Annotated in this window: 13 protein-coding genes and 2 tRNA genes; 12 read left to right on the plus strand and 3 right to left on the minus strand. The window is 43.6% G+C overall.

Going from position 1 to position 12,704, the window contains the following annotated elements; genetic code table 11:
* Positions 1 to 3: 3 nt before the first annotated feature.
* Positions 4 to 76, minus strand: a tRNA-Thr gene (locus NRIC_RS06065).
* 147 nt (positions 77 to 223) lie between these two features.
* Here NRIC_RS06065 and NRIC_RS06070 point away from each other — a divergent pair.
* Together NRIC_RS06070 and NRIC_RS06075 are read left to right on the plus strand one after the other, a co-directional pair.
* Positions 224 to 1,057, plus strand: coding sequence for an AraC family transcriptional regulator (locus NRIC_RS06070; RefSeq protein ID WP_146621806.1), 834 nt, complete (start codon positions 224 to 226; stop codon positions 1,055 to 1,057).
* Positions 1,058 to 1,081: 24 nt separating this feature from the next.
* The gene (locus NRIC_RS06075) at positions 1,082 to 1,468 is read left to right on the plus strand and encodes a VOC family protein (protein WP_146621807.1); all 387 of its coding nucleotides are present in this window, start codon (positions 1,082 to 1,084) and stop codon (positions 1,466 to 1,468) included.
* Positions 1,469 to 1,485: 17 nt separating this feature from the next.
* Here the strand turns inward: NRIC_RS06075 and NRIC_RS06080 are convergent, their stop codons facing one another.
* Positions 1,486 to 2,028, minus strand: a complete 543-nt coding sequence (locus tag NRIC_RS06080; protein WP_146621808.1) for a GNAT family N-acetyltransferase — start codon at positions 2,026 to 2,028, stop codon at positions 1,486 to 1,488.
* Between the two features lie 217 nt (positions 2,029 to 2,245).
* On the opposite strand from NRIC_RS06080, the gene NRIC_RS06085 reads away from it, so the two are divergent.
* From NRIC_RS06085 to NRIC_RS06115, 7 genes are all read left to right on the plus strand, one after another.
* A tRNA-Asn gene (locus tag NRIC_RS06085) sits at positions 2,246 to 2,319 on the plus strand.
* Positions 2,320 to 2,486: 167 nt separating this feature from the next.
* Entirely contained in the window at positions 2,487 to 3,482 is a 996-nt protein-coding gene (locus NRIC_RS06090; protein WP_146621809.1) for an acyltransferase family protein, read from the plus strand.
* A 53-nt stretch (positions 3,483 to 3,535) separates the two neighbouring features.
* Positions 3,536 to 4,864 carry a C1 family peptidase gene (locus NRIC_RS06095; protein ID WP_146621810.1) on the plus strand — a complete coding sequence of 443 codons (1,329 nt, stop codon included), beginning with the start codon at positions 3,536 to 3,538 and terminating at the stop codon, positions 4,862 to 4,864.
* A gap of 94 nt (positions 4,865 to 4,958) precedes the next feature.
* The gene (recQ, locus tag NRIC_RS06100; protein ID WP_146621811.1) at positions 4,959 to 6,716 is read left to right on the plus strand and encodes a DNA helicase RecQ; all 1,758 of its coding nucleotides are present in this window, start codon (positions 4,959 to 4,961) and stop codon (positions 6,714 to 6,716) included.
* Positions 6,717 to 6,967: 251 nt separating this feature from the next.
* Positions 6,968 to 7,750 (plus strand): tyrosine-protein phosphatase, encoded by a 783-nt coding sequence (locus tag NRIC_RS06105; RefSeq protein WP_146621812.1) that lies wholly within the window; start codon positions 6,968 to 6,970, stop codon positions 7,748 to 7,750.
* A gap of 13 nt (positions 7,751 to 7,763) precedes the next feature.
* A complete protein-coding gene (locus NRIC_RS06110) occupies positions 7,764 to 8,591 on the plus strand; it encodes a fructosamine kinase family protein (RefSeq protein WP_146621813.1) in 828 nt (275 codons plus the stop codon).
* Positions 8,592 to 9,326: an acyl-[acyl-carrier-protein] thioesterase gene (locus NRIC_RS06115; protein WP_146621814.1), complete on the plus strand. Its 735-nt coding sequence runs from the start codon at positions 8,592 to 8,594 to the stop codon at positions 9,324 to 9,326.
* A gap of 59 nt (positions 9,327 to 9,385) precedes the next feature.
* Here NRIC_RS06115 and NRIC_RS06120 read toward each other — a convergent pair whose 3' ends face one another.
* Entirely contained in the window at positions 9,386 to 10,360 is a 975-nt protein-coding gene (locus NRIC_RS06120; protein WP_146621815.1) for an asparaginase, read from the minus strand.
* A 115-nt stretch (positions 10,361 to 10,475) separates the two neighbouring features.
* On the opposite strand from NRIC_RS06120, the gene NRIC_RS06125 reads away from it, so the two are divergent.
* Genes NRIC_RS06125 through NRIC_RS06135 form a run of 3 tightly spaced genes read left to right on the plus strand, consistent with a single transcriptional unit; the run spans position 10,476 to position 12,674 of the window.
* The gene (locus NRIC_RS06125) at positions 10,476 to 11,306 is read left to right on the plus strand and encodes a DUF72 domain-containing protein (protein WP_146621816.1); all 831 of its coding nucleotides are present in this window, start codon (positions 10,476 to 10,478) and stop codon (positions 11,304 to 11,306) included.
* Positions 11,307 to 11,316: 10 nt separating this feature from the next.
* Positions 11,317 to 12,153 (plus strand): Cof-type HAD-IIB family hydrolase, encoded by an 837-nt coding sequence (locus NRIC_RS06130; RefSeq protein WP_146621817.1) that lies wholly within the window; start codon positions 11,317 to 11,319, stop codon positions 12,151 to 12,153.
* 8 nt (positions 12,154 to 12,161) lie between these two features.
* Positions 12,162 to 12,674 carry a pyrophosphohydrolase domain-containing protein gene (locus NRIC_RS06135; protein WP_146621818.1) on the plus strand — a complete coding sequence of 171 codons (513 nt, stop codon included), beginning with the start codon at positions 12,162 to 12,164 and terminating at the stop codon, positions 12,672 to 12,674.
* Positions 12,675 to 12,704 lie beyond the last annotated feature (30 nt).

Genomic DNA, 12,704 nt, shown 5'->3' on the forward strand with positions numbered 1-12,704 from the left:
GAAAGCCACCTGTCGGGCTTGAACCGACGACCTCCACCTTACCATGGTGGCGCTCTACCAGCTGAGCTAAGGCGGCATAGTTATTTAACACAAGAATTAGAATACCTAACTTCCTCCTTCTTGTCAATCATTTTTTGTTTTTTTATTGCAAAAGCAAGTTCGGGTCGTACGATCGTTTCCTTGAACGTGATAAAATAGAAAAAATGGTGAAAGAAGGGGTTGGATGCTTAGTACGGAGGCAATGACAGCATATTGTGAGGAACGACTTTTTCAAAACAATGGAATGTTGGTTGTTGCGCCGCATCCATTGTTAAAACCATATATTGCTAATTATACATTTAGTGATCCAAAAATGATTTCCATTGATCAGACAGTGCTGCCAACAGCCAGTAATACATTGGTGTATTCAATCGATCACTCTCACATGCTCAATGGGCTGCGAGGGGTGAATACTCAACCTGTGACTATCGGCACATTTGCCAGCCGATTTGATTTTTTAGTGTTAATTGAATTTCATCCAGGCGGTTTTTTTCCATTTTGTGGAATCCCCCAAAAGGAACTGTTGAATCGAGGGATTCCTTTTGAAGATCTAATGCCGCTGCTTCATCAGCAAATCAGTCAAATCGTCAGTACAACAAAAACGATTGCGTGTTTTGTTTCAGCGTTGAATGAGATTTTTTTGCAGGCCTTAGAGGTTGGCTCTATTCATCCAAGCATTCCTTTTTTGTTAAATCATATTTATGTTTCCCGAGGGCGACTCTCCAGCAAAGCGCTGGCAAAGGAAATTTTTTATAGTGAAAAACACATGAATCGTTTGTTTCAACAGCACGTTGGCACTACTGTAAAAACCTATTCTCGGTTATTGCGCATCAAGTTTTCATTGGAACAGATCAAGCAGGAGACAGCCTTGATCGAGTTGGCAGAGGAACATGGGTATTATGATGCGGCTCATTTTTCTCATGAGTTCAAAAAAATCTATCGTCTCACGCCTCACGATTATTTGGAGAAAATGTCTATTTTTTACAATGACCCATTCAAAATGTCCACTTATACTTAATGAAGTAGAAAGGATGAATGGATCATGTTAATGCCCTATTTGCGTTTTAATGGAAATTGCGAAGCTGCTTTTCGCTGGTATGAAAAAGTGTTTGAGGGAAAAATTCAACACTTGTCTTACTATCCGAAGACAGCTGAAAGATTGGTAATGCATACCTACCTGATGTTATCAGATGCCAGCGGAATCAGTGGAGGTGACACGAAGGAACCTCTTGTCCAAGGGGATGCAATTGCTATACAGGTTCATTTCGCTAATGTCTCCGTTGCAGAGCGTGTGTTCCGTGCTTTGGCAGAAAAAGGAGAAATTTTTGCCCGATTGGCTGTAAATCCACCGCCAGACGACAGTGGCGTCAGCGGCAGTGTGAAAGACCAGTACGGGGTAAGTTGGATTGTTTCTGCACCAATAAAGTAGGCTGTTTAACGCCCAGCCTACTTTTTTTTGCCTTCCAATAGTTCCAGTATCGTTGAATAATGTTCGTCCTGCAGAATTTGATAGCCTAGTTTTTGATACAACCTGACAGCCAAGTGACTCCAAGTTTGTGTCGTCAAATAGATCGTTTGATGCGGATTCAAATTTTCCATTAAAGCAGTGATCTTGATCGTTAATGCCTTGGCTAAGCCTTTTCCCTGCTCCTCTGGCAAAACGGCCAGCCAGTGCAGGCGCGGCTTGCTGTCAGACGTCCACCAAGCGGTACAAGTAGCTACTTTCTTTCCGGTTGGATTTTCAATGAACAGCATTCGCTGCTGCAATTCTTGTGGGTAAGGCGCAAATGTTTTTTTAAAATAATCTGCTGCTTGTTCAACGGAATCAAATTCCAGCACGGCTTGTTCGATTTGATACCAGTCCGTTTCATCACCAGGCTGATAAAAAGTAAAGCGGTAACCCTCCGGCAGTTTGGGTGCTGGAAGCGGGGGGCTCTCAGCAGGACGGAACATTGTAAAGGGGATAAAGGGAACTGATTTATCTAGCATAAGTTATTCCTCCAATTCTTTCTTAATTAAGAGCCTAGCATGAAGAGAACAGAAATGCTAGAGTCAGTCCTATTGCTCCTTGTTTATAGATAGCTCAGGATGGTCGATTCGCTCATTCAATCAACGCAAAAATTCATTCAACGATTACTGCTGAAGTCGTGCAAAAAAGCTGTTGTCAATCAATTGGAAAATTGGTATTATAGATAAGTACTAATTTTCCGGCATAGCTCAGTTGGTAGTAGCGCATGACTGTTAATCATGATGTCGTAGGTTCGAGTCCTACTGCCGGAGTTTAAGACGATCGCAGGTCGTCTTTTTTTGTGTGAAATTTTTTGAAATAAGAGAATCGTCTGTGAATTTTTTTGGAGTTCTGATAGGAATTCATTAAGAACAACAGCAGATTTCTACCATTTGGCGGAAAAATTCTTTATACTGTTGACGAGAAAGGAGTTGAACGGATGGCACAACGAGATGCCTACTTTGATAATGCAAAGCTTTTATTAATGATCTTAGTCGTGTTTGGTCATTTGTTTCAACCATTCATCGAGACGAACGCATTGTACAACGACCTATACTATTTCATTTTCACTTTTCATATGCCAGCATTTATTTTGATCTCTGGCTATTTTGCAAAGGGAGATCCGAAACCGCTTAAAAAATTAATTAAGAAATTGCTGCTGCCTTATGTTTTTTTCCAGCTGATTTATTCAGGGTACTATACCTTGATCGGACTGCAGGAATCGTTTGACTTTAGTTTGACCACTCCGCAATGGTCGCTATGGTTTTTACTAAGTTTATTTTGTTGGAATTGCTTGCTGCATCTTCGACGTTTCTTTACTGTGAGACAATTAGTGATCGGCAGTCTTTTGACGGCTTTGATCGTAGGGTACATTCCGATTTTTGGCCGCTATCTAGCTGTTCAGCGGACGTTGACCTTCTTCCCCTATTTTATGGTGGGGTATGCATTGCCTGTCCAGTGGGTCGACAAGGTAAAAGCCAAATCGCAAATGCTCTCAAAACGGACGATTGCCTTAGTGTTATTTGCGCTTTTGTTTGCTTTTGTCCAATGGAACGAGTGGATGAACAAGTATTGGGTTTTTGGTTCAAAGCCGTATGAGGATTATTTGAACCATCCGATTTTCGGTGGCCCGCAGCGCCTGATTTTCTTTTTCCTCGGCCTTGTGGGGATCGCAGCCTTCTTTTTATTGGTGCCTCGAGGCAGATACTTTTTCTCGAAATGGGGGAAAAATACGCTAACTGTTTACCTGCTGCACGGCTTTTTAGTCAAAGGACTGCGTGCTTTGGAAATTGAACATTTTGAGATCAATACGGTCGAAGTCATTGTTCTTTTTGGATTCAGTATGCTGCTGACCGCAGGGTTATCCAGCGAGCGTTTTCGTCACTGGATGGACAAGGTGAAACGCAAATTTATGCGCCCTGCCTTGTTTAATTAAATTGTGTTCTGCGCGTTCTCGGCGTACAATAATGCCGAGGAGGCGTTTTTTATATGTCAGAAATCAGCAAAGAACAAACAAGGAAATACCAAGAGGCGTTTACTAAAAACTTAAAGCAACAGGCAATCCAGCGAAGTGTGGTCAAAAATGGTATCAAGGCTTCTGCTGAAAATGTTTCAGCCGCAGTGGAAAATACTCCTGTGTTCTCCGTCGATCTCGCCACTGGCAAGGTCAGCAATCAGAAACAGTCCGGACGCTGCTGGATGTTTGCAGCATTAAACACGTTTCGCCATAAATTACTGAACAGCTATCACTTAAAGGACTTTGAGTTGTCGCAGAACTATACGTTCTTTTGGGACAAATATGAGAAAGCCAATTATTTCTATGAAAATATTTTGGCTACTGCTTCTCAAGAAATGACTAGCCGCGAAGTCGCTTTTCTGTTGCAAACACCACAACAGGATGGCGGACAATGGGATATGATCGTATCCTTGTTCCAAAAATATGGTGTCGTGCCTAAATCGGTTATGCCGGAAAGCAGCAGCAGTTCAAATTCTAGAGACTTGAATCATTTTCTAAATAAACTACTGCGCAAACACGCGATGATCTTACGAAACTTGGTCGAGCAGCAGGCAGATGGTTCGACGATCGAAGCGAAACGAGCTGAACTTTTACAAGAAGTTTATCAATTGCTGGTGATCTCTTTAGGGACACCGCCAGAACAATTTGATTTCGAATATCGAGATGAAGAGAAAACGTACCATCTTGACCAACAGCTGACACCGCAAAGCTTTTACGACAAGTATATTGGTGTTGATTTGGATCAATATGTCAGCATTATCAACGCACCAACAGCGGACAAGCCTTATAATCAAAGCTACACAGTATCGATGCTGGGGAATGTCGTTGGCGGCAAACCAGTGAAATACTTGAATCTTGATATAGAAAGCTTCAAGCAGCTAGCCATTCGCCAATTGTCTGATGGGGAATCCGTTTGGTTTGGCTGTGATGTCGGCCAATCTTCGACACGAGATTCTGGGATTATGGCACTCAATGCATTTGAGATCGATCAATTAGTGGATGTTTCCTTTGAGATGACAAAGGCCGAACGTCTTGATTATGGTGAGAGCTTGATGACCCATGCGATGGTCTTAACCGGTGTCGATATAGTCGACGGTCAAAGCACAAAATGGAAAGTCGAAAACAGCTGGGGCGAAAAGGTTGGAGACAAAGGCTTTTTCGTGATGAGCGATGCATGGATGGATCAGTACACGTATCAAATCGTAGTACGTAAAGATTATCTGTCCTCTGAGCAGCTGGCTGCGTTTGAAGCAGAGCCTGTTGAGCTGCGGCCTTGGGATCCAATGGGGGCACTTGCTTAAAAAAAGCTTAGAAAGCGGCGCAGTCTTGCAAGAGGCGTCGCTTTTTTCATCGTTCCTCGCTATAATAGGCGTATCTTACATTAGGGGTTTTAAAATGAACCAAATAAAAGAATTGCTGAAAGAACGCTTTGGGTATGATTCGTTTCGAACCGGCCAAGAAGCCATCATCGAAAAAATCATGCGCCAAGAAAATGTGTTGGGGATCATGCCAACGGGAGGCGGCAAGTCGATCTGCTATCAATTGCCAGCATTACTGCTGGAAGGATTGACTCTTGTGATCTCACCGTTGATCTCCTTGATGAAGGACCAGGTAGACAGCTTAAACGAGATGGGGGTTCCAGCCGCCTTTATCAACAGCAGTTTGAACAATGCAGAAATGAATCAGCGCATACGACTGGCCGTAGATGGAAAAATCAAGTTGTTGTACATTGCACCTGAACGCCTAGAATCAGCAGAGTTTCGCCAAATGCTGCAGCATGTGCCGATTGAATTATTGGCAGTGGATGAAGCCCACTGCATTTCTCAATGGGGCCATGATTTTCGTCCCAGCTATTTGCGTTTGTCTGAGATCATCCATCAAATAGATCATGCGCCAACGATCGTTGCGTTGACTGCTACAGCAACAGAACACGTGGCAAAAGACATTCTTCAATTGTTGGACATTCCTCAAGACAATCAGGTCAAAACGGGATTTGCCCGCGAAAATCTATCGTTTCAAGTAGTCAAAGGCGCCAAGGATAGTTATTTGCTGGAATACTTGAAGGCCAATCACGGTCAAGCTGGGATCGTCTATGCCAGTACGCGTAAAGAAGTCGATCGTCTTTACTATTTGCTAAAAGATAAAAAAATCACTGCGGCTCGTTACCACGGCGGGATGAATGAACAGGAGCGCTCCAGCAATCAAGAGGATTTTCTATTCGATCGAGTCCAAGTCATGGTAGCAACCAACGCCTTTGGCATGGGAATCAATAAAAGCAATGTTCGCTTTGTGATCCATGCGCAAATTCCTGGGAATCTGGAATCCTATTATCAGGAGGCTGGACGAGCGGGCAGGGACGGATTGCCAAGTGATGCGATTTTGCTTTATGCGCCGAACGATCTGCAGGTCCAGCAGTTTTTCATTGATCAGTCGGAATCCGATATCACTTATAAGCAGAGTGAGTACATGAAGCTGCGGGAAATGAATCAATATGCCCATACCCAAATGTGTTTGCAGCGCTATATCTTGCGCTACTTTGGAGAGGATGCCAAAGAGTGCCAACAGTGCAGCAATTGTTTGGATGATCGAGAGATCGCAGACATCACAGTCGACACTCAAAAGGTGCTTTCCTGTGTAAAACGAATGGGTGAACGGTTTGGCAAAGGACTGGTGGCTAAAGTGCTGACTGGATCAAAGGATCAGAAGATCACCCAATGGAAGTTTGACCAGCTATCGACCTATGGATTGATGAAAGACAAAAGCCAAAAGGAAGTCACGGATCTGATCGATTATTTGACCGCAGAAGGCTATTTTTCTTTAAGCGATAGCCAGTATCCATTGCTGACTATTTCTTCGTTGGGGATCAATGTATTGCTGGGCAAACAGCAGGTGACTAGAAAACAAGCGGCTGTCCAAAAACGTGAACGTGACGACGAACTGTTTTCTGCTTTGCGTGATCTGCGTACACAGCTGGCTCAGGAACAAAATTTGCCGCCATACATTATTTTTTCGGATAAGACGCTGCAGGAATTAGCCGAAAAACAACCACAGACCTCCTTTGAATTTTTACAGATCAAAGGCGTGGGCCAAAGCAAGTTAGATAAATACGGCGCGGCTTTTATGCAGGTTTTAAAAAGTCAAACTGGATCATAACGAAAAAAGTGGGCCTCTGTGAAGCTCACTTTTTTCGTTTAGAAAATACAATAAACGCTTTTCTTTCTAGTCTCTTTTGCTAAGGGACTGGATTCTCTTTAGGGGGAAAAAAGAATTTGTGCTATACTTTATAAGACGAAAGAGATATAAAGGAGAACTGCTCCTTTGTAACTGCAGGGGAACGTTTGGGAGTTTGGTCGAGACTATTCGGCTTAAAAAATAAACAGATTCAATAAAATGGGGGTTAAGAAATGGAACAATTATTATCAGTTAATCATGCTGAAAATATGCGGGAGCTCGGTGGGTATCAGACAAAAGACGGCCGAACGGTGGGGAGCCGCAGGCTGATTCGCTCGGCATCGATCAATCTGTTGGATGATCATGACAAAGCTTACTTGGCTGACTATGGTGTCAAAACGGTCATTGATTTTCGCTCGCCAGAAGAACGAGAAGCGCAACCTGATCAAGAGATCCCTCATTCAGCAAATATTGCGTTGCCGATTTTTCCAATCGATGAAAACAGAGTTTCTGCTTCTCCATTAGCCGTGATGACCAAAATGCAGGGCGGGTACTCTGCGTTTGATCAAATGATCGAAGTGTATCGCAATTTTGTTTCTATGGAGCATGTACACCATCAGTACCAGCGCTTTTTTGAATTGATCCTCTCCAATGAGCGGCCGGATCAGAGTATTTTGTTCCACTGTACTGCAGGAAAGGATCGCACGGGATTTGGTGCGGCGCTGATTTTAAGCGGCTTAGGTGTCGATCAGGAGACGATCTTCCGAGATTACATGAAAACCAATCAGTTTTTGAAAAAGAAAGTGGCGGAAATCAGAGAGCAGGCGATCCAGGCTGGGGTTCCCGAATCATTGCTTCATGGAGTAGACGATATGATGACTGCAAGATTGGAATACCTGCAAACCAGCTACGATCAAATCCATCAGCAATATGGCGATGTGGTCAACTTCCTGAAACAAGGCATTGGCTTGAGCAACGGAGATATTCAAGATTTGCAGAAACTCTATCTAGTTTAAGGAGTGAAGGAACATGGAGGGATTATTAAAACAGCTTCAGCTGAAAAATCGCAAGATCCCTATAGGCGGTGGAGATATCAATCAGGCCTACCGTGTTTCGGATGGAAAAAAAGATTACTTTTTGAAATACCATCCGAATATGTCCGCTGATTTTTTTCAGGCCGAGGCGGATGGACTAGCTGAATTGGGACAAGCAGTTCGAGTTCCAGAGGTAATACAAGTCGGGGCCTATCAAAAGGATGCGTATCTATTATTGGAATGGATCGAACCAGGACGAGGGGATCAACGAGATCTTGGAAACGCGTTGAGCCGGCTGCACGACGTGAAAAGTGAACGATTTGGCTACCCTAGAAATAATTTCATGGGACTATTTCCTCAGATTAATCAACAGGAAAAGGACTGGTGGACATTTTATTTTACCAATCGGATCGAAGTACAGATCGAAGCGGCCAAAAAGCGCAACCATTGGCACACCAATCGCGACATGGCTTATCAGAGCTTTAAAGCACAGGTGCTTGAGAAATGGGCAGGACTAAATTTTAAACCCTCTCTTTTGCATGGTGATTTTTGGAGCGGCAATACGTATTTCGACCAGCAGGGAGAGCCTGTTTTTGTCGACCCGGCGGTCTATTACGGACATCGTGAGCTGGATATTGCCATGTCTCAGCTTTTCGGCGGATTTAGGAAAGAGTTTTTAACTGCTTACCAAGAAGCCCAGCCACTGTATCAAGGCTGGGAGGAGCGGCTGCCGATCTATCAATTGTATTACTTGCTCGTCCATTTGAATCTTTTTGGAGAGAGCTATGGGTCAAGTGTCGATCGGATTTTAGGAGGAAGCTAATTGGGCAAAAAGTATTCAATGCAGCATGAAGTAGCATATTATCAATGTGACATTAACCAAACGATGACGTTTCCGGCGATGCTGAGCGTCGTCATCAAAGCCTCTTCGGATCAAAGCGATCAGTTGGAAAGAGGTACTGAGGCCATTAATCAGCTGGGGCTGACTTGGGTGATCACTCAAACGGAGATCAACATCAATCGTATGCCAAGAGATGGTGAGACGATCACCGTGATTACCGAACCGACTGCCTTTAACAAATTTTTCTGTTATCGCAGCTTTTGGATCAATGATGGGCAAGGCAATTTGTTAGTAAAAATCGATATGGCGTTTGTACTGATGAAGATCGAGGAGCGGAAGATGAGCAGTGTCGATGCGGAATTGATGGCTCCTTATGAGTCAGAGCAGATCAAGAAAATCAAACGCTGGGATAAAATAGAGGCAGTCACAGATGGCAAACAGCGCTTGTATCATGTACGATTTTACGACCTGGACAGCAACCATCATGTCAACAATGCCATGTATTTTAATTGGATGATCGACGTATTAGGTTATGATTTCATGGTGGAACACACCCCTGTTTATGTAAATGTAAAATTTGATAAAGAAGTCTTATATGGCAACGATATCCACAGCCTGTATCAAATCATAGAAGAGGATCAGACCAAAACATTGCACGAAATCCGTTTAGGGGATCAATTAGCGTGTGAAGCCAATATTGTCTGGCAAAAGAAATAAAACCAGAATGAATCGTTGAAAATCCAACGATTCATTCTGGTTTTTTGATTGCTCAGGATCTATTCTTCCATGAATTGTTTTAATCGGTCTTCAGTCAATCGCGCATTCAGTGCAATCAACAGTTTGATTCGAGCCTTTTGACTGTTGATGCCTCGACAAAAAATGACCCCTTTTTCAGCCAATTCAACGCCTCCGCCTTGATAATCATAGACAGGCTCAGCAATGCCGTTGAAGCAGCGGGAAACCAACACCACAGGCACCTTTTTATGAATCAATCGTTCTAAAGCGGGCAACGTTTTTGGCGGCAGATTTCCAGCGCCCAAAGCTTCGATCACCAACCCGTTGACACCAGATGCTTGATCCAGTAATTCAAAAAAGGTTCCCTGCATGCCTGCGAACGCTTTGATGATCGGGATCATGGCGTCGATCGAGGCAATGTCGTAGCGAGTCATCGGCGGCAATTCCTGCATAAACAGGATTTTTGATTTTGTGACCAGTCCGACAGGTCCTAACGTAGGCGTACGAAAAGTAGCCACATTGGTTGTGTGGGTTTTGGTGACATACCGTGCACTGTGGACCTCATCGTTCATTACGACTAAGACCCCTTTATCCAGCGCATCTTCACAAGCAGCCACTCGAATTGCACTTTCAAAATTATAAAGACCGTCACTGCCCAATTCGTTGATTGAACGCATTGCACCTGTAATCACGATCGGCAGCAGATTTCCGATGGTCATATCCAAAAAATAAGCTGTTTCTTCCAAGGTATCGGTCCCGTGAGTAATGACAACTCGGTCGATTCCTTGCTCAAGACTTGCTTTAATGCGTTCCTTTAGTTGAAACATGGTTTCGACTGTGATGTGAGGGGAGGGGAGATTCGAAAAATCTTCAACGATCAGCTCAACATCCTGTGGAAGCGAGATTTCGTGCCCTGCCGCTAACAGAGGGTTCTTGGCATCCGGACGGACTGTACCGTTTTCATCTTCCGACATAGAGATGGTCCCGCCTGTATGCAAAATTAAAATTCGTTTCATACTTTTGCTCCTTCTGGTTTTTTTCTTAAAAAATCTGGCAAATTAAGGATACTCTTTTTCCTAACATTTTGTCATGAGTATTGTATACTAAATAAAAACAAGTTGGGAGAACGTTATGATTCGAATTGGATTAACCTCTTTTAATGAACATTCTGCCTTGACAGGGAAATCCCAATCGACGTTATTCGAATATGCAGGATATCTGCCTTTGGTGGAGTTAGATACGGCTTATTACGGTCTAAGAGATCGTAAATATGTAGAAAATTGGCTGGAGCAGGTGCCCGATTCATTTCGATTTGTCGTAAAGATGTATGCTGGATTCACCGGTCAAACAAAATGGGAGGAACACTACGCTTCGTTGGAAGAGATGACGCGCGTTTTTTTGGAAATGATGGAGCCTATGATAAAAAGCCCCAAACTGGGTTGTTTTTTGGCTCAGTTTCCTGCACAATTTAAGTGTACAAAAAAAAACGTGGCTTACTTGGAGATTCTTCGGCAGCTGTTTCCAAAGTTGCCGATTACGATCGAATTGCGGGATTTTAGCTGGTACAGTGAAGAATATCGCGAGAAAACAATGCATTTGATGAAAAAACTAGGATTTAGCTTGGCGATCATAGATGAACCAAAACTGCCGGACAGCGTGCCGCTGGAAGTGACGATCACCCAACCACAATTCAGCTTGTTTCGATTTCATGGCCGAAATCAAGCTTATTGGAAAAATCGGGATGCTGATTGGCGCAAAAAACGGACCTTGTATCGCTACAACGAACAAGAGCTGTTGGAATTAGCTGCAAAAATCAAGGAAGCAGATCAAAAAAGTCAAAACACGTTTGTCATTTTTAATAACAATTCTGGAGGAGATGCGGCAGAGAATGCTCTGAGGCTGATGGAGTTGTTAGGATTACAATATGAAGGACTTAATCCGAGTCAGTTGGATCTATTTTAAGGGGAAAGACATGATTAAAGCTATTTTTTTTGACATAGACGGGACATTGGTCACGAGGCAGTCTGAAGCGCTGAAAAGCACAAAAAGAGCAATCAAGGAAGCGCAGGCAAGGGGGATTCTTTGTGGGATCGCTACTGGCAGAGGCCCTGTCCATTTAGACGAACGCATCGACTTCTTAGATATGGATATGTTCGTTACCTATAATGGACAACTGGTGTATCAAGGTGATCAAGACATCTATCAACGCCCCTTTGAACAAGATGTGCTGCGGGAAATCGTAACGTTTGCGGATGCTGAGCACCGTCAGGTCGTATTTGGTGCAAGACGCCGGATCGATGGAAGTTTTGTGATGCGTTTGTCACAGTTGGCTTGGGTCAAGTGGGTAGCTGCACTGATGCCTAAGTGGTTTCCAGTGAGGACCACGAAAGGCCTGCTGCAATCCTTCAGTCCCAATCGCAGCAAAGGTCGTTACAGCCGATTAAGCATTTTAAATGAGCCGATTTACCAATGTGTCATGTTCAGTGCAGAATCTGAAACTGAAAAGCTGCTGCATCGGTTGCCCAACGTGACCTTTCAACGATCGAATCCCTATTCGGTGGATATCGTCCCTAAAGGTGGTTCGAAATTTTTGGGCATCCAAAAGTTTTTAGAGGCCAATCAGATTGACGTGAGCGAGGTCATGGCTTTTGGCGACCACTTGAATGACCTGGAGATGCTGGAGGGTGTCGGAATCGGAGTCGCCATGGGAAACGCGGAGCAAGAAACAAAAGATCGTGCGGATTATGTAACAGATACGAACGAAAACGATGGCATCTACAAAGCGTTAAAACATTTTGATATTATTTAGGAGAAGGTATGAAGAGAGAGAAGAGTCCTTATGAAATGGCCAGAGAATTTCATCACGTTTTTGAACCGCAGCCGCCAGAAAAACCGAGTGCTTTTTCAACCGAGCGTGCTGGATTTCGAGCTGGATTTAAAATCGAAGAAATCGTAGAGTTTGTATACGGTGCTGTTGAAGGAAATCCGCAGAAGTTTGAAGCAATGATCGAACAGCTGCATCAAAATATCGATCAGGCGAAAGAGAAGGTGTTAGCTAAGCAAAGCGAAGTTGAAGATCCTCTGATTGCTGAAGTGGATGCACTGACGGATTTGTTATATTTTACCTATGGCTCATTTGCATTGATCGGGGTCGATCCTCAACCGATATTTGAGGTCGTCCACCGAGCGAATATGGGCAAATTATTTCCAGATGGCAAACCGCGGTATCATCCAGAGACACATAAAGTCCAAAAGCCAGACAACTGGGCAGCCGATTTTGCACCTGAACCTTTAATCAAACGAGAGTTGGAACGACAAAAAGCAAAATAAAGAACAACACATCAAACAAGGCGACCTTGA

Origin of the sequence: Enterococcus florum (assembly GCF_004309355.1) — a bacterium.
In the GTDB taxonomy this organism is placed as follows: Bacteria; Bacillota; Bacilli; order Lactobacillales; family Enterococcaceae; genus Enterococcus_A; species Enterococcus_A florum.

Coding starts and splice junctions, on each gene's coding strand:
- NRIC_RS06070 (WP_146621806.1), top strand. CDS start 224: ATGCTTAGTACGGAGGCAATGACAGCATATTGTGAGGAACGACTTTTT.
- NRIC_RS06075 (WP_146621807.1), top strand. CDS start 1,082: ATGTTAATGCCCTATTTGCGTTTTAATGGAAATTGCGAAGCTGCTTTT.
- NRIC_RS06080 (WP_146621808.1), bottom strand. CDS start 2,028: ATGCTAGATAAATCAGTTCCCTTTATCCCCTTTACAATGTTCCGTCCT.
- NRIC_RS06090 (WP_146621809.1), top strand. CDS start 2,487: ATGGCACAACGAGATGCCTACTTTGATAATGCAAAGCTTTTATTAATG.
- NRIC_RS06095 (WP_146621810.1), top strand. CDS start 3,536: ATGTCAGAAATCAGCAAAGAACAAACAAGGAAATACCAAGAGGCGTTT.
- recQ (WP_146621811.1), top strand. CDS start 4,959: ATGAACCAAATAAAAGAATTGCTGAAAGAACGCTTTGGGTATGATTCG.
- NRIC_RS06105 (WP_146621812.1), top strand. CDS start 6,968: ATGGAACAATTATTATCAGTTAATCATGCTGAAAATATGCGGGAGCTC.
- NRIC_RS06110 (WP_146621813.1), top strand. CDS start 7,764: ATGGAGGGATTATTAAAACAGCTTCAGCTGAAAAATCGCAAGATCCCT.
- NRIC_RS06120 (WP_146621815.1), bottom strand. CDS start 10,360: ATGAAACGAATTTTAATTTTGCATACAGGCGGGACCATCTCTATGTCG.
- NRIC_RS06125 (WP_146621816.1), top strand. CDS start 10,476: ATGATTCGAATTGGATTAACCTCTTTTAATGAACATTCTGCCTTGACA.
- NRIC_RS06130 (WP_146621817.1), top strand. CDS start 11,317: ATGATTAAAGCTATTTTTTTTGACATAGACGGGACATTGGTCACGAGG.
- NRIC_RS06135 (WP_146621818.1), top strand. CDS start 12,162: ATGAAGAGAGAGAAGAGTCCTTATGAAATGGCCAGAGAATTTCATCAC.